General features: G+C 64.5%; 22 protein-coding genes and 1 tRNA gene. 8 read left to right on the forward strand and 15 right to left on the reverse strand.

Features of this window, described 5'->3' with window-relative positions; genetic code table 11:
- Nucleotides 1-111: 111 nt before the first annotated feature.
- From ACSBM8_RS11780 to ACSBM8_RS11800, 5 genes are all read right to left on the reverse strand, one after another.
- Complete coding sequence (locus ACSBM8_RS11780) at nucleotides 112-1,173, reverse strand: homocysteine S-methyltransferase family protein (RefSeq protein ID WP_442678209.1); 1,062 nt, start codon at nucleotides 1,171-1,173, stop codon at nucleotides 112-114.
- Nucleotides 1,170-2,114 carry a methylenetetrahydrofolate reductase gene (metF, locus tag ACSBM8_RS11785; protein WP_442678210.1) on the reverse strand — a complete coding sequence of 315 codons (945 nt, stop codon included), beginning with the start codon at nucleotides 2,112-2,114 and terminating at the stop codon, nucleotides 1,170-1,172. Before metF ends, ACSBM8_RS11780 begins: the two co-directional genes overlap by 4 nt.
- A 31-nt stretch (nucleotides 2,115-2,145) precedes the next feature.
- On the reverse strand, nucleotides 2,146-2,499 hold the full coding sequence (locus ACSBM8_RS11790; RefSeq protein WP_442678211.1) for a response regulator: 354 nt from the start codon (nucleotides 2,497-2,499) through the stop codon (nucleotides 2,146-2,148).
- A complete protein-coding gene (locus ACSBM8_RS11795) occupies nucleotides 2,496-3,950 on the reverse strand; it encodes a sensor histidine kinase (RefSeq protein WP_442678212.1) in 1,455 nt (484 codons plus the stop codon). The genes ACSBM8_RS11790 and ACSBM8_RS11795 overlap by 4 nt, the downstream gene beginning before the upstream one ends.
- A gap of 88 nt (nucleotides 3,951-4,038) precedes the next feature.
- Nucleotides 4,039-4,188 carry a lmo0937 family membrane protein gene (locus tag ACSBM8_RS11800; RefSeq protein WP_442678213.1) on the reverse strand — a complete coding sequence of 50 codons (150 nt, stop codon included), beginning with the start codon at nucleotides 4,186-4,188 and terminating at the stop codon, nucleotides 4,039-4,041.
- Nucleotides 4,189-4,309: 121 nt separating this feature from the next.
- Between ACSBM8_RS11800 and ACSBM8_RS11805 the strand changes: the two genes are divergently transcribed.
- The 3 genes from ACSBM8_RS11805 (at nucleotide 4,310) to ACSBM8_RS11815 (ending at nucleotide 8,456) form a co-directional block, all read left to right on the forward strand.
- Nucleotides 4,310-6,613 (forward strand): GH92 family glycosyl hydrolase, encoded by a 2,304-nt coding sequence (locus ACSBM8_RS11805; RefSeq protein WP_442678214.1) that lies wholly within the window; start codon nucleotides 4,310-4,312, stop codon nucleotides 6,611-6,613.
- 61 nt (nucleotides 6,614-6,674) lie between these two features.
- Nucleotides 6,675-7,457, forward strand: a complete 783-nt coding sequence (locus ACSBM8_RS11810) for a 3-hydroxybutyrate dehydrogenase (RefSeq protein ID WP_442678215.1) — start codon at nucleotides 6,675-6,677, stop codon at nucleotides 7,455-7,457.
- An 87-nt stretch (nucleotides 7,458-7,544) separates the two neighbouring features.
- Nucleotides 7,545-8,456, forward strand: coding sequence for a dihydrodipicolinate synthase family protein (locus tag ACSBM8_RS11815; RefSeq protein ID WP_442678216.1), 912 nt, complete (start codon nucleotides 7,545-7,547; stop codon nucleotides 8,454-8,456).
- Here the strand turns inward: ACSBM8_RS11815 and ACSBM8_RS11820 are convergent.
- The 8 genes from ACSBM8_RS11820 to ACSBM8_RS11855 form a co-directional block, all read right to left on the reverse strand.
- Nucleotides 8,447-9,124 carry a DUF6445 family protein gene (locus ACSBM8_RS11820; protein WP_442678217.1) on the reverse strand — a complete coding sequence of 226 codons (678 nt, stop codon included), beginning with the start codon at nucleotides 9,122-9,124 and terminating at the stop codon, nucleotides 8,447-8,449. The two genes, ACSBM8_RS11815 and ACSBM8_RS11820, sit on opposite strands and share 10 nt — an antisense overlap.
- A complete protein-coding gene (locus ACSBM8_RS11825; RefSeq protein ID WP_442678218.1) occupies nucleotides 9,112-9,822 on the reverse strand; it encodes a SapC family protein in 711 nt (236 codons plus the stop codon). The genes ACSBM8_RS11820 and ACSBM8_RS11825 overlap by 13 nt, the downstream gene beginning before the upstream one ends.
- A gap of 17 nt (nucleotides 9,823-9,839) precedes the next feature.
- Nucleotides 9,840-11,393 carry a tryptophan halogenase family protein gene (locus ACSBM8_RS11830; protein WP_442678219.1) on the reverse strand — a complete coding sequence of 518 codons (1,554 nt, stop codon included), beginning with the start codon at nucleotides 11,391-11,393 and terminating at the stop codon, nucleotides 9,840-9,842.
- A 56-nt stretch (nucleotides 11,394-11,449) separates the two neighbouring features.
- Nucleotides 11,450-14,638 (reverse strand): TonB-dependent receptor, encoded by a 3,189-nt coding sequence (locus tag ACSBM8_RS11835; RefSeq protein WP_442678220.1) that lies wholly within the window; start codon nucleotides 14,636-14,638, stop codon nucleotides 11,450-11,452.
- A gap of 81 nt (nucleotides 14,639-14,719) precedes the next feature.
- Complete coding sequence (locus ACSBM8_RS11840; RefSeq protein WP_442678221.1) at nucleotides 14,720-15,667, reverse strand: FecR family protein; 948 nt, start codon at nucleotides 15,665-15,667, stop codon at nucleotides 14,720-14,722.
- Complete coding sequence (locus ACSBM8_RS11845) at nucleotides 15,664-16,125, reverse strand: RNA polymerase sigma factor (protein ID WP_442678222.1); 462 nt, start codon at nucleotides 16,123-16,125, stop codon at nucleotides 15,664-15,666. Before ACSBM8_RS11845 ends, ACSBM8_RS11840 begins: the two co-directional genes overlap by 4 nt.
- Nucleotides 16,126-16,458: 333 nt before the next feature.
- A complete protein-coding gene (locus ACSBM8_RS11850; RefSeq protein WP_442678223.1) occupies nucleotides 16,459-17,013 on the reverse strand; it encodes a hypothetical protein in 555 nt (184 codons plus the stop codon).
- Nucleotides 17,014-17,165: 152 nt separating this feature from the next.
- The gene (locus ACSBM8_RS11855) at nucleotides 17,166-17,945 is read right to left on the reverse strand and encodes an SDR family NAD(P)-dependent oxidoreductase (RefSeq protein ID WP_442678224.1); all 780 of its coding nucleotides are present in this window, start codon (nucleotides 17,943-17,945) and stop codon (nucleotides 17,166-17,168) included.
- A gap of 70 nt (nucleotides 17,946-18,015) precedes the next feature.
- Between ACSBM8_RS11855 and ACSBM8_RS11860 the strand changes: the two genes are divergently transcribed.
- Nucleotides 18,016-18,627, forward strand: a complete 612-nt coding sequence (locus tag ACSBM8_RS11860) for a TetR/AcrR family transcriptional regulator (RefSeq protein ID WP_442678225.1) — start codon at nucleotides 18,016-18,018, stop codon at nucleotides 18,625-18,627.
- 80 nt (nucleotides 18,628-18,707) lie between these two features.
- Here the strand turns inward: ACSBM8_RS11860 and ACSBM8_RS11865 are convergent.
- Nucleotides 18,708-18,794, reverse strand: a tRNA-Leu gene (locus tag ACSBM8_RS11865).
- 84 nt (nucleotides 18,795-18,878) lie between these two features.
- Nucleotides 18,879-19,556: a zinc-ribbon domain-containing protein gene (locus tag ACSBM8_RS11870; RefSeq protein WP_442678226.1), complete on the reverse strand. Its 678-nt coding sequence runs from the start codon at nucleotides 19,554-19,556 to the stop codon at nucleotides 18,879-18,881.
- A 127-nt stretch (nucleotides 19,557-19,683) separates the two neighbouring features.
- Here ACSBM8_RS11870 and ftsE point away from each other — a divergent pair, with 127 nt between their 5' ends.
- From ftsE to ACSBM8_RS11890, 4 genes are read left to right on the forward strand one after another with little or no spacing between them, the layout of a single operon-like run.
- The gene (ftsE, locus tag ACSBM8_RS11875; RefSeq protein ID WP_442678227.1) at nucleotides 19,684-20,355 is read left to right on the forward strand and encodes a cell division ATP-binding protein FtsE; all 672 of its coding nucleotides are present in this window, start codon (nucleotides 19,684-19,686) and stop codon (nucleotides 20,353-20,355) included.
- Nucleotides 20,352-21,200 carry a hypothetical protein gene (locus tag ACSBM8_RS11880; RefSeq protein WP_442678228.1) on the forward strand — a complete coding sequence of 283 codons (849 nt, stop codon included), beginning with the start codon at nucleotides 20,352-20,354 and terminating at the stop codon, nucleotides 21,198-21,200. Before ftsE ends, ACSBM8_RS11880 begins: the two co-directional genes overlap by 4 nt.
- A complete protein-coding gene (locus ACSBM8_RS11885; protein ID WP_442678229.1) occupies nucleotides 21,197-21,721 on the forward strand; it encodes a YdcF family protein in 525 nt (174 codons plus the stop codon). Before ACSBM8_RS11880 ends, ACSBM8_RS11885 begins: the two co-directional genes overlap by 4 nt.
- Before the next feature lie 60 nt (nucleotides 21,722-21,781).
- Nucleotides 21,782-22,816: a hypothetical protein gene (locus tag ACSBM8_RS11890; protein ID WP_442678230.1), complete on the forward strand. Its 1,035-nt coding sequence runs from the start codon at nucleotides 21,782-21,784 to the stop codon at nucleotides 22,814-22,816.
- The last annotated feature ends 33 nt before the right edge of the window (nucleotides 22,817-22,849 follow it).

Here is a 22,849-nt window from a genome sequence, read left to right on the forward strand (position 1 = left end):
TGATCCTTCGACTTGCTCAGGACAGGCTTGTTTCAGGGTCCATCGCGCCAAACAGGCCGCGGCGGAGGGGGATGGATGGATGCTGAAACGAGTTCAGCATGACGGTGACGGCTAAGCCGCCATGACGAACGGATCGAGGCCGGCGAGACGGGTGATCGAGACATGGTCGTGGATCGCGCGCGGGGCGAGATCCTTCACCGCCGCCGCCATCGCCGCGATGTGCGGCGGGGTCGTGCCGCAGCAGCCGCCGACGACATTGACCAGCCCGTCCTGCGCCCATTCGCCGACCAGTTCGCCGGTCGTGTGCGGTTGTTCATCATAGGCGCCGAGATCGTTGGGCAGGCCGGCATTCGGGTAAGCCATGATCAGGCTGTCGGCTACCTGCGCCATTTCCTTGAGATAGGGCCGCATCAGATCCGCCCCGAACGCGCAATTCAGCCCGATCGTGAGCGGCCGCGCGTGGCGGACCATGTACGTGAAGGCCTCGACCGAATGGCCGGAGAGATTGCGGCCCGACATGTCGGTGATCGTCATCGACAGCATGATCGGCACGTCCTGGTTGCGGGTCTCCGCAATCTCCAGCACCGCGACGATCGCCGCCTTGGCGTTGAGCGTATCGAATACGGTCTCGATCAGGATGAAATCGCAGCCGCCGTCGAGCAGCGCCTCCGCCTGATCGCGATACACATCCTTGAGCTCGTCGAAGCCGATCGCGCGGTAGCCCGGATCGTTCACGTCCGGCGACAGCGACAAGGTCTTGTTGGTCGGGCCGATCGCACCGGCCACGAAGCGCGGACGGCCGTCCTTGGCTTCCGCCGCATCGGCCGCTTCGCGCGCGATCCGGGAGGCGGCGAGATTGAGGTCGCGCACGAGATGTTCGGCACCATAATCCGCCTGGCTGACGGTGTTGGCGTTGAACGTGTTGGTCGACACCATGTCCGACCCGGCGTCGAGATAGCCGCGCGTGATCTCGGCGATAATGTCGGGCCGGGTCAGCACCAGCAGATCATTATTGCCCTTCTGGTCGAGCGGCAGATCGTAGGAGCCACGATAGTCCGCCTCGCCCAGGCCATAGCCCTGGATCATGGTGCCGAAGGCGCCGTCGGTCAGGAGGATGCGCTTGGCCGCCTCGTTTCGGAAACGGCGTGCGGCCGCGGAAGGTGCCCGTATCATGCGGCGATCTCCGCCAGCCGGGGTGCCGAGCGCAGCCCGAGCAGATGGCAGATGGCAAAGGCCAGTTCGGCACGATTGAGCGTGTAGAAATGGAAGTGGCGCACGCCGCCCGCATAGAGGCGGCGGCACATCTCGGCCGCGATCGTCGCCGCGATCAGCTGGCGGGCCGATGGGTGATCGTCCAGCCCCTCGAACAACCGGTCCATCCAGGCCGGGATGGCGGCGCCGCACAGTCCGGCGAACTTGCGCGTGGTGGCGACGTTCGACACCGGCAGGATACCGGGCACGATTTCCGCGTCGATGCCGGCCGCGGCGGCGCGATCGCGGAACCGGAAATAGATTTCCGGCGAGAAGAAGAATTGGCTGATCGCGCGATCCGCTCCCGCATCGATCTTGGCCTTCAGATTGTCCAGGTCGGCCTGAACGCTCGGGCTGGACGGGTGGCATTCCGGATAGGCCGCCACCGAAATCTCGAACGGTGCGATCTTCTTCAGCCCCGCCACCAGATCGGCCGCGCTGGCATAACCCTGCGGGTGCGGGGCGAATTCCTGGCCGGCCTGGGGTGGATCGCCCCGCAACGCCACGATGTGGCGTACGCCGGCATCCCAGTAAGCGCGCGCAATCTCCTCAATCTCGCTTTTGCTCGCCTCGACGCAGGTCAGATGCGCGGCCGCCGGGATATGCGTCTCGCGCGCGATCCGCGACACGGTCGCGTGCGTCCGCTCGCGCGTCGACCCGCCCGCACCATAAGTGACGGACACGAACTGCGGCTCCAGCGGCACGAGCGTTTCGATCGCATGCCACAATTGCTCGTCCATCTTGTCCGTCTTGGGTGGAAAGAATTCGAAGCTGACCCGGGCATCGCCCGCCAGATCCGCGAACAACGGTGCATCGAGGGCGCGACGCGCCTCTTCGAGCTGGGGGAGAGAGATAGACGCCATCCCTCCATATAAAGAATTCTTTATATGTGGGTCAAGGCGCTACCGCATGTGCAATCGCACCGCGAATATCATCCATGGCATAGGGCTTCTTGATGACGACGCCGTCGCGATAGGGCGTTTCGATCCCGGACGCGCCGTAGCCGGTGGCGAAGACGTAGGGCACGCCCCTGCCCTTCAGCAGATCGGCCACCGGATAGGACATGTGACCGTCCAGGTTCACGTCCAGGATCGCCAGGTCGATCGGGCGGGATTGGGCGAGCTCCATCGCCTGGGGCAGGCGCATCGCCAGGCCCGCGACCTCATGCCCGAGATCCTCGACCATTTCTTCCAGCAACAGGGCGATCGTCATCTCATCTTCGACGATAAGCACGCGCAGTGGCGTCATGACGCAGATCCGTAGACGGACAGCGGTGCATCGATCTGGCAGACGAGCCCGCCCGGCTCGAACAGCATGTGGACCTCGCCGCCCATTTCGGCGGACAGGCCGCGTTCGATCAGACGCGACCCGAAACCCCTGCGCGTCGGCGCCGCGACCGCGGGGCCGCCGCTCTCGCGCCACGCGATCGCCAGCCGCTCGCGCCCCTGTTCGGGCAGGTAGGTCCGCCAGCTGATCGTCACCATGCCGTGATCGGATGACCAGGCGCCATGCTTGAGCGCGTTGGTCGCCAGTTCGTGCATCGCCAACGACAGCGACAAAGCGGTCTTAGGCGACAGGCAGACGTTGGGCCCGCTCAAGGCGAGGCGATCCTCCCGCGCGCAATGCGGACGGACCGATTGTTCGATGGCGCCTTGCAGCGAAACGCCCGCCCCCCGTTCCCCGGTCAACAGGTCATTGGCCTGCGCCAGCGCCATGATCCGTTCCGAAAAGCGCTGCTGTGCCTGACTAAGATCTTCCGCCCGCCGGAACGTCTGCGCGGCGATCGCCTGCGTCATCGCCAGACTGTTCTTCACGCGGTGATTGAGTTCGTTGACCACCAGCCGCAGATGATCTTCGTTGCGATGCCGTTCGGTCACATCGGTGGCGGCGCCGAACCACTCCACGATATTGCCCGCATCGTCCAGGATCGGGACCGCGCGGGAGATGGTCCAGCCGGTCACACCTTCCGGCCGGCGCACCCGATGCTCCATTTCGAACACGCTTTTCCGACGGATCGCATCGTCGATCGCGGCGCGCACGGCCGCATGATCTTCGGCGAACAGATTTTCCTCGAGCCAGCGCGGATTGGGCCGATCATTGTCGGCCACCAGGCCACGGCCGTCGATCGGCTGCATGACCTGCCAGTCGGGCGACATGCGGTAGATGACGTCCGAAGTGGCGTTCACGAGGGCGCGCAGCCGCCCCTCGCTGGCAACCAGCGCCCGTTCCGCCAGGACCGCTTCGGTGATCTCGACGACGATCGCGATCACGCCTGCCGCCTTGCCGCTCTCATCGATGACGGGCGAATAATCCAGATTCATCCAGGCCGGCGCGGGCTGGCCATGCCGTTCCAGCGTCAGCTCCTGCGCGCGATAGGCGAGCGTGCCGCCTGCCAGCCCGACCTTCATGACATTGTCGTTGAAATCGGCGACTTCCGGCCACCCTTCCCGCACCTTCGAGCCGAGCAATTGGGGATGGCGTCTGCCGGCGAAACGCGAATAGGCGTCATTATAGATCATGACCCCGTCCTCGTTCCACAGCAGGACGATCGGCACGGGCGACAAGAGTAGCAAATTGGTGGTGGTCTTCAGGCTCTGCGGCCAGGCCTCGATCGGGCCGAGGCTGGTCTTCGACCAGTCAAAGGCTGCGATGAGTTGGCTCAATTCGCCGCCGGCCGCGGGGAACGGGGTTTCACTCACGTCAGTCTCATTCTGCCCTGCGTTCAACAGCGCCTCCCCCCGTCCGAAGAGGCGCTGTTAAATCGAACATGGTTTTTGGGAAAGAGCGCTAGAGCGCGCGACGTCCGGTAAACAGCTGGATCAGGCCGACGATGATCGCCAGTACCAGCAGAATGTGGATCAGCCCGCCGCCAATATGGACGGCGAAGGCGCCGAGGAGCCACAGGATGAGAAGGATAACGGCGATCGTCCAAAGCATGATGTAGCTCCTGTGTGCTCGGTGGCGGAATTTGCGGTGAACGCGGGTTCCTTGGCTGCGTTCCCGACGTTCCGATCAAGTTCCGCTTTCGCTGAACCACATCCGCTGCTCAAAAGGACGGATGTCGATCCGCGCCCTGCTTTTCCTCACCCTGAGCCCGCTATTTGCCACCGCGGCCGGCGCATCGCCCGCCTATGACGCGGTCGATCCGTTCATCGGCACCGATGGCGAAGGCCACACATTCCCCGGTGCGGTCGCGCCGTTCGGCATGGTGCAGCTGAGCCCCGACACGAATACCGGCTGCGTCATTCGCGAATGCTATAAATGGGCGGCAGGGTACCGGCATTCCGATCCGACCATCCAGGGATTCAGCCACACCCATTTTTCCGGCGCCGGCCATTCCGATCTGGGCGACTTTCTCGTCATGCCGGTGGCAGGTGATGCCGTTCCTCTCGAACCGGGCGACGCGCGGCAACCTGGCTCAGGATATCGCTCCCGGTTCGCTCGCGCGACGGAACGGGCACAACCCGGCTATTATAGCGTGACGCTGACGGATACCCAGGTGCGCGCCGAGATGACGGCTGGCACGCGGGTCGGCGTGCATCGCTACCGCTTCGCAGCCGGGACGCCCGCACACATCCTACTCGACCTGCGGAGCGCGATCTACAATTATCCCGGCAAAATCCTGTGGTCATCGATCCGCCAGCGTAGCGACGGGACGATCACCGGCTGCCGCCAGACGCGGGGTTGGGCGCCCGATCGAATCCTGTGCTTCGCGATGCGCTTCAGCGCGCCGTCGACCGGCCACGCTTTCGTAAGTACGGAACAGGGCATTGCCTATAAGGGCTTTCAGGGGCCCGGGCGTGGCACCGACGCGGTTGCCGAACGCAGCGGACGTGCCATCGTCGCGCGCTTCGACTTCGGCAGGCTGACGCGCCCGCTGGAGGTCAAGATGGCCCTCTCGTCCGTCGACGAGGCCGGCGCGATCGCGAACCTGGACAGCGAGCCGGGCGACTTCGACACGATCCGGGTCACAACGAAATCGGCGTGGGAAAAGGCGCTTGGCGCGGTTGTGATCGAGGCGCCCCCCGCGGTCAAGACGAACGTCTATACCGCGCTCTATCACGCGCTCCTTGCCCCCTCGATCGCGGGAGACAGCGATGGGCGCTATCGCGGACCGGACAATCAGGTCCACAGCGCGCAAGGCTTTACGTTCCGGTCGACCTTCTCGTTGTGGGATACGTTTCGCGCCGAGCATCCGCTGCTGACATTGGTCCAGCCGGAGCGCACCAATTCCGACTTCATTCGCTCGCTGATCGACAGCCAGCGTCATAGCCCGTTCGGCATCCTGCCCGTGTGGCAGTTTCAGGGGCGCGAAACCTGGACGATGATCGGCTATCACGCCGTGCCGGTGATCGCGGACGCCTATCTGAAAGGCATCCGCGGCTTCGATGCCAACCAGGCGCTGGACGCAATGATCGCCAGTGCGAATTACGATCCCTATGGCGGGATCGGAGACTATCGGAAGCTTGGCTATGTTCCGATCGACAAGGAACCCGAAGCGGCCTCCAAGACGGTCGAATATGCCTATGACGATTGGACCATCGCGCAGATGGCGCGCGCGATGGGGCGCAAGTCCGTCGCCGATCTGTTCGAGAAGCGCGCCGCCTATTGGCGCAACAGCTTCGACGTCACATCCGGCTGGGTCCGCGCGCGGCTCTCGAGCGGCGGCTTTCGCGAGCCGTTCGATCCCGTCTCCATCAAATATGGATCCGATTATACGGAGGGGAATGCCTGGCAATATTCCTGGTTCGTCCCGCAAGACCAGATCGGGCTGGTGCGATTGCTGGGCGGTGACAGCAAGACGGTCGCCAAGCTGGATGCCATGTTCGCCTATGACAATAGCAAGCTGGATTATTCGGCGTCGGAAGACATTGCCGGCCTGATCGGCCAATACATCCATGGGAACGAACCGAGCCATTCGGTCGCCTATCTCTACAATTTTGCCGGCGCGCCGTGGCGTACGCAGGAACGGCTGAAGCAGATCGTTGACAGCCAATATAAGCCAACGCCCGATGGCCTGTCCGGCAATGACGATCTCGGCCAGATGTCGGCGTGGCTCGTCTTCACCAGCCTCGGTTTCTACCCGGTGACGCCCGGCAGCCTGGAATATGTGATCGGGCGGCCCTTCGTCGCACGTGCCACGTTGACGCTGCCCAATGGCAAGACGTTCACCATAAGCTGCGACGATCCCGCCAAGCCTTATGTCGGCCGCGTGCTGCTCAACGGCGTCACGCTGTCGCGCAGCTATATCCGGCATGACGAGATCATGGCGGGCGGTGCGTTGCGCTTCGTCATGCAGGCGACGCCCAATCGATCATGGGCCATCGCACGCGGCCAGCGGCCCTTTTCCATGACGCGGTGATCGCACCGGCCGAGCCCGTCCGCTAACAGCGTTCCGTGAAGCCAATCGCAAAGGACAGTTGATGAATCTGCAGAACAAGGTCGCCGTCGTCACCGGCGCGGCGAGCGGCATCGGCAAGGATATCGCGCGCGAATTCCTGGCCAACGGCGCCAAGGTCGCGATCGCCGACCTGAACAGCGATGCCGCCAACGCCGCGGCGCGCGAATTCGACCCGTCCGGCGCGCGCGCGATCGGCGTGGCAATGGACGTGACGGACGAGGCGCAGGTGAATGCCGGGGTCGACATGGTCGCGGCCACATTCGGGTCGATCGACATATTGGTGTCAAATGCCGGCATTCAGATCGTCGCGCCGGTTGAGCAATTCGCGTTCGCCGACTGGAAGAAGCTGATCGCCATCCACCTGGACGGGGCGTTCCTGACGACCCAGGCCTGCCTCAAGCACATGTATGCGCAAGGGACCGGCGGCAGCATCATCTATATGGGCTCGGTCCACTCCAAGGAGGCGTCGGTGCTGAAGGCGCCTTATGTCACCGCCAAGCACGGGCTGATCGGCCTCGCCAAGGTGGTCGCCAAGGAAGGCGCCAAGCACAATGTTCGCGCCAACGTGATCTGTCCCGGCTTCGTGCGCACCCCTTTGGTCGACAAGCAGATCCCGGAGCAGGCGCAAACGCTGGGTATCAGCGAGGAAGATGTGATCAGCAAGGTGATGCTGAAGGACACGATCGATGGCGAATTCACCACCGTGAACGACGTCGCGCTAACCGCCCTGTTCCTGGCCGGATTTCCCACCAACGCGCTGACCGGCCAATCAATCATGGTCACCCACGGCTGGCATATGCAGTGAGGGTGCGACGGTCGCAGGACCTTTCATAATTTGGGAGGCGCAGGCGGTGCCGTGCCGCAGGAGAAAATGTCGAGGATGGATAACAGAATGTTCACCGGTCTTTCCGCCTTCCCGCTCACGCCCATGGACAGCGAGGGCATCGTGGATCCAGATGCCCTCGCTGTCCTGGTCGATCGCCTCGCGACCGCGGGCGTGGATTCGGTCGGACTGCTCGGCAGTACGGGCGGCTATGCCTATCTCGACCGTGCCGAGCGCGCACGGGCGGTTGCAGCCGCGGTCGAAGCAGCCGCGGGTCGGGTAGCGGTGATCGTCGGCATCGGATCGATGCGCACGCGCTGGTCGCAGCAGCTTGCCGCCGATGCCGAGCGCGCGGGCGCTGACGGCCTGCTGATGGCGCCGATGTCCTACCTGCCGCTGACCTCGGACGAGGTTGCCCAGCATTATCGCGCCGTCGCCGGCACGACCGGGCTACCGCTGTGCATCTACAATAACCCCGGGACGACGAACTTCGTCTTTTCGGACGCGTTGATCGCGCAGCTTGCGGCAATTCCCACCATCGCGGCCATCAAGATGCCCGCTCCGAAAAACAGAGATTATGCGACGGAATTGGCGGTTCTGCGCCCAACCTCACCGGACAATTTCCGGATCGGCTACAGCGGCGACTGGATCGCCGCCCAAGCGCTGCTCGCCGGGGCGGACGCCTGGTACAGCGTGATCGGCGGCCTCTTACCGGAGCCTGCGCTACGCCTGACACGGGCTGCCCAAGGCGGCCGGCAGGCCGAAGCCGAAGCGCTGGATCAGGCTTTCAGCCCTTTATGGGCGCTGTTTCGCACCTATGGCAGCATGCGGCTGATATATGTCATCGCCGATCGACTTGGGCTGAGGGTCGGCGACCCGCCTTTGCCCATCCGGCGCGTTGACGACGGTGTTGCCGCTCAGGTCGAACTGGCCCTCGATCGACTGATGACTATCGATGGTACCACCGCACATCAGGGCTGAAGCAAGGACGTGGCCGTGAGGCGGGGCATAATGGATCCGCCCTCCCTTGCAGCCGTCCTCAGATCGCCCGCGTGCAGGCAGTTCGCCGGATACAGGATCAGTCGATTGAAGCGCAGGGCGACTGATCCGATGCATTCGAATGCGGGCGCGTCACCCGGCAGGTCGCAGTCCGCCGGCCTGCCGAAATCGCGCACGTCCCGGTTCAGGGCTTGCCGCCAGGCGGCCTGACGCGACCGGTCAATCCGTTCATAGCCAGTCCGGCGGTGCCGGTAGAAATCGGTACCGCCGCACGGTGGTTCGCACAGATAGTGGACTGCAGCCACCATCTGCGGGTCGACCGTGTCGAAGTGCGGGATGCGCTGTATCGGTGCAAGCTCGGACGGCGCGTCCGTCGCGACAGCGAACGCCGTGCGCACCAGCGACACGCCGTTGCCGGGCCATACCGCCGCGACAAGCATGGCGAGCCAGTCGCCATAACCCGCCGGAGCCTGCGCGCGAACGCCCGGATAGAAATCGTCATCCCCCCGGTCGAATGAAAGCGTCTGCGCCATCTCGTACAATGACCGGGGCGCGGGATGCGCGTCGTCGATAATGACAAGCGGTACGTGCTCCTGGCCCAGCCTGTGCCATTCTGCCGCCGGCACAGGCTGGGCCGTCAGCTCAGCCATGCCTTATCGGCGTCCTTCTGCCGGTTCTTGCGGCGTACCAGCCCTGCGATATGGTCCAGCGACAAGGCCAGTGCGGTCAGCGTCAGCGCGTCGTCCGCATCCTCGATATTGCGCAAGGCCCGTGCCACGCGGCGTTCGTCGAAACCGTACAGGCCCTCCAGGCCAACATCGCTGCCGTCGGCAAAAGTGATTTCCAGCTTGAGCGGCGTCACCAATCCGCGGGTCAAGGCGGCATCGACGAAGCCGCGCGTCGCGCTCTGCTGCCCCATCAGCTCGCGCAACATGGCGTGCACATTCGTGATATATTTGCTGTCGCTGCCGTCCGCCTCCACGATCGCGTGATCGCCGCCGGGATCAAGCACGGAACTGTCCATATCGATGCACATCGTGCCAGTGCCCGCATCATCCCCGCCGACATAGAAAGGCTGGCGTAGCAGGTTGAGCGGCACATAGGCCGCGTCCAACTCGGCGCCGTCCCAGTAGAGATTTTCGTGCGGCTCCAGGCCCATCAGCGCGGCGGGATAGAATTGGCCCGTGTCGGGATTCTTGGCGAAGACGACCGGATAGGTGGTTGCGGCCTTGCGCAGCTCGCTTGAGACCAATGGCACCATGTGGACTTCCGAAGCGAGCGCCCTGATGCGGGAAGCGCTAAGGCGAAGGTGGCCGTGTTCCGCACGAGACAGTTCAACCAAACGCATGTCGATGCCGTTCTCCGCTAAACGGTTTGGAAGCGATGCTGGGCAAGCCTGGACAGAAGCTGCCGGTTCGTCGGCATCTCCGCCGCCAACCGGCGCTTGAGCGCGGCCGCGCGATCGAACGCGTCGTGCGCCGCCTCGCGCTCGCGCCTGCCAATTGCCCAGCCCCGCCGATCCGGGCGGAAGCCCATGCCGTACAGCACATATTGATAGCTCGCGGCCGGGAACATCTCGTGCGCGGAATCGAAATCGGCCTCGGTCGGCGGGACGTGGCGCCACAGTTCGAGCTGGTCCTGCAAGGATTGCGGGATCGTGGCGGGATCGCGATTGTCACGCCAGAACGCGGAATCGTCCCGCTCACTCAGCATATAGTGGAGCTTCAGGAAATCGATGATGCGATCCCAGCGATAGCGCGTCATGTCGTTGAAGCGCTGCGCCAAGATCCGCATGCCCGATTTCGTCATTGGCAGGCTGGATGCGATGACGTCGGCCGACAATTCGATCAGCACCAACGCCGACGCTTCCAGCGGCTCGAGAAAGCCGGCGGCAAGCCCGACCGCCACGCAATTGCCTTTCCAGAAGGTTGCGCGATGGCCCGACCGGATCTTCAATTCACGCGTCGTCAGCCGATCGAAGCCCGGCCCGACATAGGCCGCCAGTTCCGCCTCGACCGGTTCGCTGCCAGCGTGCCGGCTGGAATAGACATAGCCGACCCCGCGCCGGTTCTGCAGGCCGATATCCCAAATCCAGCCATGACGCTGCGCGGTGGAGACGGTGTGCGAGACGATCGGTGCATCCTCCTCCTCATGGGGAACCTGCACCGCCAGCGCGCGGTCGATAAACAGCACATCACTGCGGTCGATGAACGGCACGCCGAGTGTTTCCCCCAGCAGCAGCGCCGAAAAGCCGCTGCAATCGACGAACAGGTCCGCCGCCAGCCTGCCATGGCCGCGCGTGACGACGGCCGCGATCTGCCCATCCTCGGCCAGCTCCACCGCGCCGACATCGTCGACGATATGGCGCACACCAAGCTTCTCCGTGCAGTGAACACGCATGAATTCGGCAAAGCGCACCGCATCGAGATGATAAGCGTAATTGGCGATCCCCCCATATTCGGGGCTGGTGAAAAGTTTCGGCGCGAGGTGCCGCTCGCACAGCGCCTCCTGAAAACAAACGGCATCGGAAAAGGACGGCGTCCCCTCGTCCTCGCTCCGGGCCAGCCAGTGGGCCGCGAGGTTCAGCGTAGGGAACCCCTCCGGCAGCATAAGCGGATGATAATAGAAATCGTCGGCCGCGCCCGTCCGCCAGCGCGCGAACTTCGCGCCCTGTTTGAACGACGCGTTGCACGCGCGCAGGAAGTCCGTCTCCGATACGCCTGCCTTTTTCAGCGTCTGGCGCATCGTCGGCCACGTTCCCTCGCCCACGCCGACAATGCCGATCCGCTCGCTCTCGACCAAGGTAATGGAGAGATCGCCGCCATCGGCACGCTGATGGCGCGCGGCGATCAGCGCCGCGGTCAGCCATCCGGCCGAGCCGCCGCCCACGATGCAGATCGATTGGACCATGTCACTCATGCTTGCCGCCGGATGATCGCACGATCGGCCAGCCGGCGGCAATGCAGCGCTGCGGCTCAGAAATTGACCCGTGCCCCCAGCTTGAACCGCCGCCCGCTATCCTCCGCATAGAGGAACTGGTTGCGGTAATAGGCATATTTCAGCACGCGCGAGTCGGTAAGATTGGCCCCTTCCGCAAACACCGCGATGTGCGGGTTGATATGGTAGGTCAGGCTGGCGTCGACCTGTCCATAAGACCGGACTTGCGTCACCGCCTGCCCGGCGCCATTCAGCGGCGGCGGCGCCAGATATTGCAGGAAATGATCGCGCCAATTGTAGGCGACGCGCGCCTCGACCCCGTGCTTGTCGTAGAACAGCACGGCGTTGGCGGAGTTGGACAGACCGGTCAGCGCGAATTTGTTGGTAAGATCCTGCCGGTCCAAGTGGCGGTTGGACCGCACCAGCGTGCCGTTAAGCTGGAAGCCAAGCCCCGTATCGCCAAGGCTCTGCTGCCACGCGGCTTCCAGCCCGGTCACCGTCGCATCCTGCCCGTTGACCGGGGCGGTGATCGCGAACTGCGCCGGCGCACCAGTGGCAGGATCGTTGAGCGTGCCCCCACCGGCCGCGGCGACGGTGCCGTTGGTGGAGTTCAGGACGATGAAGTTGTTGACGCTCTTATAATAAGCACCGAGCGAGATGTAGCTGCTGCGTCCGTAATAATATTCCAGCGCCAGATCCAAGTTGCTGGATTTGAACGGTTTCAGATCCGGATTTCCCTGCGCGGCGGCGAAATTACCCGGCCGCAACGTCAGCAGCGTGGTCACGGGCGACAATTGTTCCAGCGTCGGCCGGGTGATCGTCTCCGACGCGGCAAAGCGCGCCGTCAGCTTGTCGGTTAGCAGCCATTTGAAAGCCATGCTGGGCAGGACGTTCGAGTAACTATTGTTGCCTCTGGTGCGTGTGCTGCCGGAGGACACCGACCCATATTGGGTCTGATCGTTGGCGAGCTTGATCAGCGCCGTGTAGGCGGTGGCAAGGCCGTTGACGTTCGTCTGGGTGTTCTCGAACCGGACACCCGCCACGACCGAGAAGGGCCGACCCGCCAGATCGCCGGCAAATTCGCTTTCCAGATAGCCGCCGATCACGCGCTCCGTCACGATCGTGTCGTTCACCAGCGGCGGTGCGAAGGTGAAGTTGGGATTGTTGGCGCGCTGCTGCGCGGTGATGAGATCGAACAGGTCGGGCCCGCTGAATGTCTGCCATTGCGTCGGCAATCGGCCCGAGCCGCTGACCCCGGACATGAAACTGTTGCGCGCATTGAACACCGAGATGCCGAGCCCCGCCGGCGCCGGCAAATTATAGCCGCAGGTGGTACAACCCGTCCCGCCATCGTTCGAATAGAGCGAGGTGTCCTTGCGATCATGCGAATAATAGAAGCCCAGGTTCGTGCGGATCAGCCCCTCGCTGCTATCACTCTTGTAGGTAAGGTCGGCGCGTCCCTGATAGACCTCGTCCTTGATGCCATAGCCGCGCAGCAGCATCACATGCTGGCACAGCGGCTGGCCCGCCCCGACGACATTGCCGGTTGCGGGCACCCCCGAATTGGTCACGGCCGAGCCGCATGGGCTGGACGGGTTGGCGAAGGTTGGGAGCGTTTCCGTCGTGAAAGGCAGGGTCTTGCCGTCGGACTGGTAGCGATCAGACCCCGTCAGATAGCCGAGCAGCGCCAGATACGCCTCTTTGCCGCCATTCGGCAGTTCGCGGGCACGCGAATAGGTGCCGTCGAGGTCCAGCGTGAGATTGGGGGTCATCCGCCAATTGAGGTTCAGGCCGAATTCCCGCGTGTTCGTTTTCTTGTCGAACTTCTTGTTGTGGAAATCGCTCGCGATGCCCGTCGCCTGGGTCAGATCGATCGCGGTGCCGTCGGCGTCCGTCGTGACGTTGGTCAGGTTCGAGGCGGTAAACCAATGGCCGTAGGAGCGCGCATCGGTGGTATTGGTGAAACGCGTGTACAGCGCATCCGCCGTCGCCGTGATGTCGTCCGTCGGCTTGTACTGGATCACCAGCGTGCCGCCGATCCGCTCGCGATCTTCCCGCGTCACCCGGCTATCGAAATTCTGCGGAATGAAGATATTGCCTTGCGGATTGGACCCGCTGGTCACCCCCGCGCCGCCATTCACCTGCCCGGCGGGGACATCGGGATTGACCAACCAGCCATCGGTCTGCGCCTGCGATAAGCGGGTATGGCGCTTCTGATAGCTGCCGCTCACCAGGACGCCCAACCGGCCATCGGCAAAGGTATCGCTGAACAGGAACGATCCGTCCGGCCCTGCCTTGCGGGCATTTTCATCATAATTGGCGTCGGCCGAGGCGAACAGCTTCAACCCCTTGAAATCGAAGGGATGCGCGGTGCGGATATTGACGGTGGAGCCGACGCCACCGGATTGGTAACGTGCCGTCGAGGATTTATAGACCTCCACGCCCGCCACCAGCTCGGACGCGAGCGTGTCGAACGAGAAGGCACGGCCCGAGGCCTGGCTCGGGTCGGTCGGCGTCGCGATCTGGCGACCGTTGACCAAGACCGTGTTGAATTCGGGTCCGAAGCCCCGCACGGTGATGAAGGCGCCTTCGCCGCCGGAGCGATCGATCGACACACCGGTCACGCGCTGCAGCGATTCCGCGAGATTGGCGTCGGGGAGCTTGCCGAAATCCTGGGTCGCGATCGCATCGACGATACCGGACGACTGCCGCTTGATGCCGCGCGCGCTGTCGAGGCTGGCGCGGATGCCCGTGACGACGATTTCCGACGCTGCGTCGGGCGCGGGATTGGCTTGCCCCGAATCCTGGACCGAGGTGGTGATCGGCGCTGGCGTGTCTTGCCCGGCGCCCCCCGCCGAGGCGCCCGGCGCGTCATTGAGGCGAGCGGTCGTCACCTGCGCGGCCATCGGCATATAGGCCGCGGTCACGACCGCATAGGTACTGGGACGTGTCTCCTTTGCGGCCAAGCCGGTGTTGCGCAGGAGGCGCGCCAAAGCAGCGGAAACGGTTAGATCGCCATAGACGGCGTTGGTGCGCTTGGTTTGCGTGGCGGCGCGCGACGCGACGATCTGCACGTCACCCTGGCGTCCGAGCATGCCGATAGCGGTTCCGGCAGATTGCGCGGGGATGGCAAAATGTTTGGTCTGCGCCAGCGCCGGCGTGGCAAGCGCTCCGGCGACGGCCGTGGATGCAAATAGAGCGACGAAGCCAGCGGATGTCTTAATCATATATCCCCTCCCCCGTGGACCTTTGCGGCCCATTCGGCGGGAGGTAGGAGACGCGGCTGCGTAAAATCCTTCCCAACTAGCTCAGCTTTGGATGCGAATTACTTCCGCCGTCTCCGTGTTGACAGATGCACCCAAGATATTGCGCACCGAAATGGCGAAACCTTCCGGATCATTAATCCGAAAGACACCATCGATCTGGGCAGCCCCAATAGTGGGATCGGCAATGACGATCTTGCGGTCATTATAGCGATTGAATTCATCCGCCGCCTGTTGAAGCGTCTTGCCGTCGAGATCGATCATGCCGCTGCGCCACGCCAAGGCGCGATCGACCGAAGACGCCTGCTCCGGCTCCAGCTTGATCGCGGCGTCGTCGCCGACGAGGGCGCGCTGCCCGGCTTCCAATCGTATGCGGCGGAAGGCGGCATCGTCGGACCATGCCTCGACAACGCCTTCATTCACGAGGATTTCGACCGCGTCATCGCGCATCCGCACCGAGAATGCCGTACCGATCGCCTGCGCTTTGACCTTTCGCGCGGCAACCACAAACGGGCGCTCGGCATCCTTCGCAACATCGAACCAGGCTTCGCCCTGGGCCAGGGCTACGCTGCGCGCTTTGCCATGCATCCGGACGGCCAGCTCCGAACCCGAATTCATCGTCATGACCGAGCCGTCTGACAGCGGCACGCGACGGATTTCGCCGACCTCCGTCGCATACTTGGTTGCGCCATTGGTGCGCAGACGGGACAGGGAGCCGACCAAGGCCGCCACGCCCGCGGCCGCCAGACCGGCCACCACGCTACGCCTGCCCCAACCGATCAGAGGCGGCGCAACGGCCTCGTCGGCGGGGCGGTCGATATCCAGCGCCCGATCCGCCGCCAGCCAGGTCGCGTGCGATCGCAGCAATGTGCCATGCCGCCGTGGGTCCGCGGCAAGCCATCGCCGGAGCGCGGTCTCGTCATCCTCGGTCCAGACCCCTGAATCCATCCGGGCGACCCAGCGCGCTGCCATCAGGCTGTCGTCGGCGCTCATGGGCGGGACGCTCCTGCCAGGCGATCCGTTGCCGAAAGCAACGCGACGTCACTCTCCCCGTCCCACGCCGCACGCACCGCCTTCACCCCAAGCCAGACCTGCTTCTCCACCGCCTTCTCGGTAATGCCGAGATGGTGCGCAATCTCCCGCTGCGACCAGCCTTCGACCTTACGTAGACGGACAATGCGGCCACAGCGCTCCGGCAGGGTGGCGATGATGCGCAACACGCGATCATAGGCCATGCGGCTGGCGACCTGATCCTCCGGCGAAGGATGGCTATCGTCGCGCAACGTCTCGATCTCCGCCACCGTCTCGATCGACACGATCTGCTGCCGTTTGAGTCGACGCAGCATCAGATTGCGTGCGATCGACAGGAAATAGGCGCGCGGATTATCGATATGGTCGAACGCGTCCAACATCGCCAAGCGGCAATAGGCTTCCTGCAGCAACTCATCCACGTCCTCCGGCGAGATACGTCTGCGGCTGAACCAACCGCGGACAAAAGGCTCGTGCGGCATCACCTCACCGGCGACCCATGCCGCCAGCGCCCGACGCCGCGCGAGAGCCTGTGTCTCTCTGATGCTCGTCTTCCCTCTCCCTGGCATCTGGTAGACCGTGCCATGTGCCGCTTAGAGACCTGAGCGCGGACTTTCCTTCCCGGCGACGATATTGTCGCCCATCAAAGGCCGGCTCAGCCGTCGCTGATCAACCGCCGTATCGGCTGGGCGCGCCGCGGAATGCATCGGCTTCGTGGCCTGCGGATCCAATCGCCATAGCTTGCGCATTGGACATCATTTCTCCGGCAGAAAGAGCGACGTCTTGCCGTCGGCGCCGTTGCGAAAGATCGGGGTTCCGCCGCCGCCCAGCACCTCAGCCATGTCGTGCTTGAGGACCTCCGGATCCGGCAGGCCGGTATAATAGCGCCAGCCGGTGAAATCGCTTTTGGTCAGCGTCGCCAGCAAATAGCCCTCGACCGGCGCGGACTTGCCCTGCTTCGACGCCTCGATCGCCTTCATGATATTGGTGACACCCAGCACCTGCGCGATCGGCTGCCCTTTCGCGGCGGACAGCGCTTTGCGGGATCGACCTTTGTCGTCGCTGCCATAAAGCGTGTAGGTCTGACCGTTGACGACGAACTGGCCTAGCTCGCAAGACGGTGTGTCGCGCGCCGCGCTGGCATAATCGAGATGCAAGAGCTTGGGTAACAGGCTCATGGAAACGATGATGTCAGCGCTTTCCGACGTCGCCATGCTGATCGGATTGACGACGGCGCCCGCATCGGAAGATACGGTACAGGCGGCATGCGCTCCCGCACACAGGCTGATCGCACCCACTAGCGCGCACATAAATACTGGAAAACGCACGACTATCTCTCCCCCTCGTTCGTGCCTGCGTCTGCCTTCTCCATCGTCAGGTCAAGCACGACCGACTCCACTTCGCTCCCTTGTGATTATCGCGCCCCCGGCGCGTCGGGCGCGCGGGGGCGGAGAGACGGGGCTCAGGCGACGTAGCGCGGCGCGGGGACGATCGCACTGAAGCCCGGCAGCATCGATCGCCGCGCTGCCTGAAAGGCGTCCCACAGATCGCCGTCATGCAGCGGCGGGATGGTGACGCCTTCCCGTGCGTCGAAGCCGGCGAGCGCGGCATCCACCATGGCGCCAACCTGCATCATGGGCGGCTGCGCGGCTTCGTCGACACCGGCACGGTCCCACAGCTCCGTTTGCGTCGCCGCCGGCAACACCGCCTGCACGTAGACGCCCTTGGGACCAAGTTCGAGCGCCAGCCCTTGTGACAGGAAGAGTACGAATGCCTTGGTCGCGCCATAAGCGGTCATGCCGAACTCGGGCGCCAGGCCGACGACCGAGCCGATATTGATGATGGCGCCCTCGCCGCGTGCCGCGAGACGCGGTGCCGCCGCCGCGGCCAGACGCGTCACCGCGGTGATATTGAGCGCGATGAGACGATCAATGGCGTCAATCGCCTGATCGGCGAAACCGCCCGCGAGACCAATACCGGCATTATTAACCAGCGCGCCGATATGATCGTCGTCGCGCAACCGTGCCTCCACGACGGCGAGTTGATCGGCGCGCGTGAGATCGGCGGGCAGAATGTCGACCGCGACGCCGGTCTGATCCGTCAGCTGCGATGCCAGCGTTTGCAGGCGTGCCTCATCCCGGGCGACGAGGACGAGATCATGACCGCGCCGCGCGAAGCGATCGGCATAGGTCGCGCCGATGCCGGTGGAGGCGCCGGTGATGAGGACGGCAGGCTTGGTCATTGGATTGCCCTTTCAGGTCGGAATGCTATATTAATGACGGACGTCATAATTACTAATTATGATCGTCATCATGAAACGTCAATGGGCGATGGAGATTATTGCGATGAAGGTGAGCCGCGAGCAGATGGGGGAGAATCGTCGCCGCATCCTGCAGGAAGCCAGCCGTCTCTTCCGCGATCGCGGCTTCGCGCCGGTGACGGTGGCCGATGTCATGACGGCCGCCGGGCAAACCCACGGCAGCTTCTATGGCCATTTCGCCTCGAAGGACGATCTGATCGCTGCGACGGTCGCTGATGCGCTGACGGGAGACGGAGCGGCGATGGCAGACATCGAAGCCTGGACGGACGCCTATCTGTCCCCGCTGCATCGGGAAAATCCCGGCCAAGGATGTCCGATGGCCAGTCTTGCCGGGCTGATGCGGCATCAGACACCCGAAGCGCGCGCGGCCATGGCGCACGGGCTGGACGCGCATATCGACCGCTTCGCGCGTGGTTTGCCGGGAAAGGACGATGCAAAACAGCGCCGCGCGGCGATCGGCCGGTGGGCTGCGATGGTGGGCGCCGTGATATTATCCCGAGCGATCGACGATCCTGCGCTATCGGACGAATTGCTGCGCGAGACCCGCGCATGGATTGCGGCAACCGCGCCCCAGGTTGCGAGCGATCCCGCACATCATGCCTGAGCAGGGCTAACCCGGGGGCCCTAAAGGGGGGCTAAGCGCCCTGCCCTATCTGTCTGATTTCAACCTCTTGCGAGGAGAAATGGTGCGGTCGAGAAGACTCGAACTTCCACGGCCTTTCGGCCACAACGACCTCAACGTTGCGCGTCTACCAGTTCCGCCACGACCGCACATCGGGATATTCCCCGGCGGGCCGGGGCTGGTGAGGCGGAGCCACTAGCAGAGGGTTTTCTGCCCCGCAATGGCCCGCGCACTTACTTTTGATGATCGACGCCGGTTCCGACGAAGCTGACACTGACATTGGTGGAGTTTGCGGGGACATCCACCGCCGCGCCGTCGAAATTGACGGCGGCGCCGGGGGCGAGCCGCGCGGCGGGCCGCGTGATCGTCCAGGCGTAGATCGTCTTTCCTTGCGCATTGCGCAGCTCGGCCCGAATGTCGGGCACGCTCTGCTCCACAGTCGTCGGGTTCCAGACGCGTCCCGAGACCGCGAACAGCTGGCTGCCCCCCGCAATCATGCGCCAATCGGGTTCGCGCGTGATCGCGATCCCGAGGGGGACCCGATCCTCGGCGATGCCGAGACGCGATGCGACCTGCTGCGTCCCCATCAGCACAGTGGCGGCAATTCCGCCCAGGATGACCACCAGGATAACCAGCGCCAGGAGCAGCCATGGCCCGCGACCGCGCCGGGCCTTGGGTTTTGCGACCGGTGGCGCCAGCGTGGTGGGCGGCGTTACCGGGGCGATCGGCGCCGGCGCCGGCGGCGAAGATACCGGCGGCACCGGCGATTCTGCGGCGGCCGCGGGTGCCGCCCGTCCCGGCTCGAACCAGCTGGTATCGCACGCGCGACACCTGATCTTGCGCCCGGTCGCACCGATGGCATTTTCCGGGACTTCGTAAATTGCGCCGCAATTCGGGCAGGAGAGCTTCATAACGGGATCGTAAATCATGCCGACCGCGACGCTGCAAGCACCGTCGTCGCACGCGAGGCGCTTTACGGGTGTCGGTCCCGCATGCGATGCGGGACGGGCACCGCAGCGAGGGGGAGCAAAGGCGCCGATGGCCGGCATCGTCCAGTTCGACAATGTCGGTTTGCGCTATGGTACGGGTGCGGAAACGCTCGCGGGGCTCAGCTTCACGCTGCCGACCGGCTCGTTTCATTTTCTCACCGGCGCATCCGGCGCCGGCAAAACGTCGCTGATCAACCTGATCACGCTCGCCCGGCGTCCAAGCCGCGGTATCGTGAGCCTGTTCGGCGCGGATGCCGCCGGTTTGCCCCGCCGGCACCTGCCCGCACTGCGGCGGCGGATCGGCGTGGTTCATCAGGATTCCCGTCTGGTCCCGTCCCTGTCGGCCTATGACAATGTCGCGCTGCCGCTACGCATCGCGGGCATGGCCGAAGACGAGATCGGGCCGCGCGTCGATCAGCTGCTGGACTGGGTCGGCCTGCGCAATCGCGCACGGGCGCGCCCCGCCACCCTGTCCGGCGGCGAGCAACAGCGCATCGCGATTGCGCGTGCCGTCATCACCCATCCCGAGCTGATCGTGGCGGACGAGCCGACCGGCAACGTCGATCCGGACATGGCGGCGCGCGTGCTCCACCTGCTGGAGACGATGAACCGGCAGGGCACCACCGTGCTGATCGCCACGCACGACGTGCACCTGTTGCAGCAGCGGCCGCACGCCTCCGTGCTGCGGCTGGTGAAGGGTCGGATCGAGCAGGAGCCATGACGGCCGCCGTCCCCCTGCTGCCGCTGCGACGATGGCGGCCGACCAGCTTCGCCCTGCTGATCGCGGCGACGTGCCTGCCGATGCTGCTGGCGGCGGCTCTGGCGCTGTCGCTGCGGGCGGCGTCCGACGCCGTGTCCCACACCGCGCGCGAACATATATTGGTGCAAGTGGTCGAACCCATGCCCCAGCGCCGTGAGCAACTGGCCGGCGCGGTGCTGACCCGGCTCGACCGGGTGGAGGGCGTTGTCGCGGTTCGGCGCGTGCAAGAGCAGGAGGCGGAAGCGCTGGTTGCGCCCTATATCGGTGGCATGAAGGCGAACGATCTGCCCCTGCCCGCTTTGATCGAGGTGCGCGCGCGCAACCGCGAACCCGTCGCCCGCGCGCTGCGGACATTGCCCAATGTCCAGGTCACGGCGGCGGGAGCCGAGCTGGGGCCGCTGTCCCGCCTCATCGGTGCCTTGCGCGCCGTCGCCTTCGGGGTCGCGCTGATCTGCGCGGCCGCGACCGGCGTGATCGCCATGCTGTCGGCGCGCGCGGCGCTGGCGCGCGAAGGCGCGACGCTCGACATATTGCATGCGCTGGGCGCGACCGATCGCCAGATGTCGCAACTGGTGAGCAATGCCGTGACCCGCGACGCCGCGGTCGGCGCGCTTGCCGGACTGCTGGCGGCGATCGTCGTCATTGCGATGGTGGGCAATCGCATCTCCGCGCTGGGCGCCGGGATCGACCCTGATCTGGGGGTCGGCGGATGGGCGATCCTGATCGCCCTTGCGGCCGCGCTCGTTGGACTGGCGATGCTGTCGGCGCAGGCGACATTGCTGGCCAATTGGCGGCGCGTGCCATGATCCGCCGTATTTTCAGCCTGCTGATCCTGCTGTGGGCGCTCGGGTTCGTCCTCTTCGCGATCGACCTGCCGAAGCCCGCCGGCAACGAATATACCGACGGCATCGTGGTGCTGACCGGGGGACCGGGCCGGATCCAGCGCGGCATCGATCTGCTCGCCGCCGGGCGCGCGCAGCGCATGCTGGTGTCGGGCGTCGACCGTCGCGTGCGCCCGGCGGACATCGTGGCGACGTTCCGCGTCGGGCCAGCCCTCTTGACCCGGATCGATCTGGGTCGGTCCGCCGTCGATACGCGCTCCAACGCGTTGGAGACGCGGCGCTGGATCGCAGCCCATGGCTATAAATCGATCCGGCTCGTCACCACCGATTGGCATATGCGCCGGGCGCGGTTCGAATTGCGGCAGGTGCTGCAGGGCGTGACGGTGGTGCGCGACGCTGTGCCGAGCGAGCCCGACCTGGTCGGCCTGCTGCGCGAATATCACAAATATCTTTTGCGCCGCGCCGCAGCACTTGCCGGGCGCTGACGGCAGCCTGAAACAGACTGGCGGGCATCGGGTGCATGCGCCGTTTATCGGGATATGATGATGCCGGAGAAGGTGATTGCAGAACGCCCGTTTTTCGGTTCGGTCAGTTCAGAAGATTGGAACCTGGTGCTCCACCCACCGTGTCGTCGAGGAGGCATCGACTATACCGTCCGGTTCGCGGATGAGCCGAAGCGTGAGGACTATGACGCGTTAGGAGGCCGACTGGCCGCCTTCGAGGCCTTTTGCCGCGACATCGAGGCGAAGGACGGGCTCGTACGCCATTATCTCCGGTCATGGCCGAACTCGGCCGGTGCCTTTGAACTGGTCGGAGTCATGATGGCCGGCGGTGAACTACCGCTTCCTTGGGCGGTGGAGCCCGGCAGAAATGGACCCGACGCCCCCAGGTACCAGCCCTTCGCGCTTCAGTATCGGGCGCTCGATGGGAAGGCTTGGGATTTCGCCGGCATTCCCTGGTACCCGCCGCTATTTGCGGCTCTGTTCAATGAGGCCGGCACCTTTGCGGGAATAGACCACCAGGTCGACGAAGCGATGCGAAGCCTTCCCAGCTCCATCGCGGCGTCGCGCTGGGTGAATGGCTATCGCCACTCCTATTTCGGCCGCTGCAGGCTTTCCGAGCTAACGAAGATCGGCACGGCGACGCTCGCCGGCCGTAAGATTCCGATCGAACTGTACATGCCACAGCGGGCGATGGCTGTTTTCGAGCCCGAACAGCTCGATCCGTTCGTGCCCCTGATCGAGCGGATCGAGACGCTTGATGCCAAGGTTCGCACCGAATTCCCGGACGACATCCGCGCTATTTGGCTTGAGGAGCGCTTCGTCCATGGAGGACCGGCGCTGCGCCGGGCCCTGGACAATGTCTTTCCCGGCGCGACCGCACCGGATGAGGTCTCGCAGCAGGATTTCGCGAAGGGGCTGAAGCTCGACTGCGCGCGCTTTTCGCTCTCACCCGAGAGCCGCAGCGGCGCCACATTGACCATGGATTACCGGATTCTGCCGAGGCGCAACGACAACGAACTCTTCGCGGCTACGTTCACCGATCTTGGCGATTTGCTCGACATCTGCATCGAGAGCTAGCGGCTGAATGGACCCCGGCCTTCGCCGGGGTGA

The organism is Sphingomonas sp. ASY06-1R, from assembly GCF_052180265.1.
Lineage (GTDB): Bacteria > Pseudomonadota > Alphaproteobacteria > Sphingomonadales > Sphingomonadaceae > Sphingomonas_I.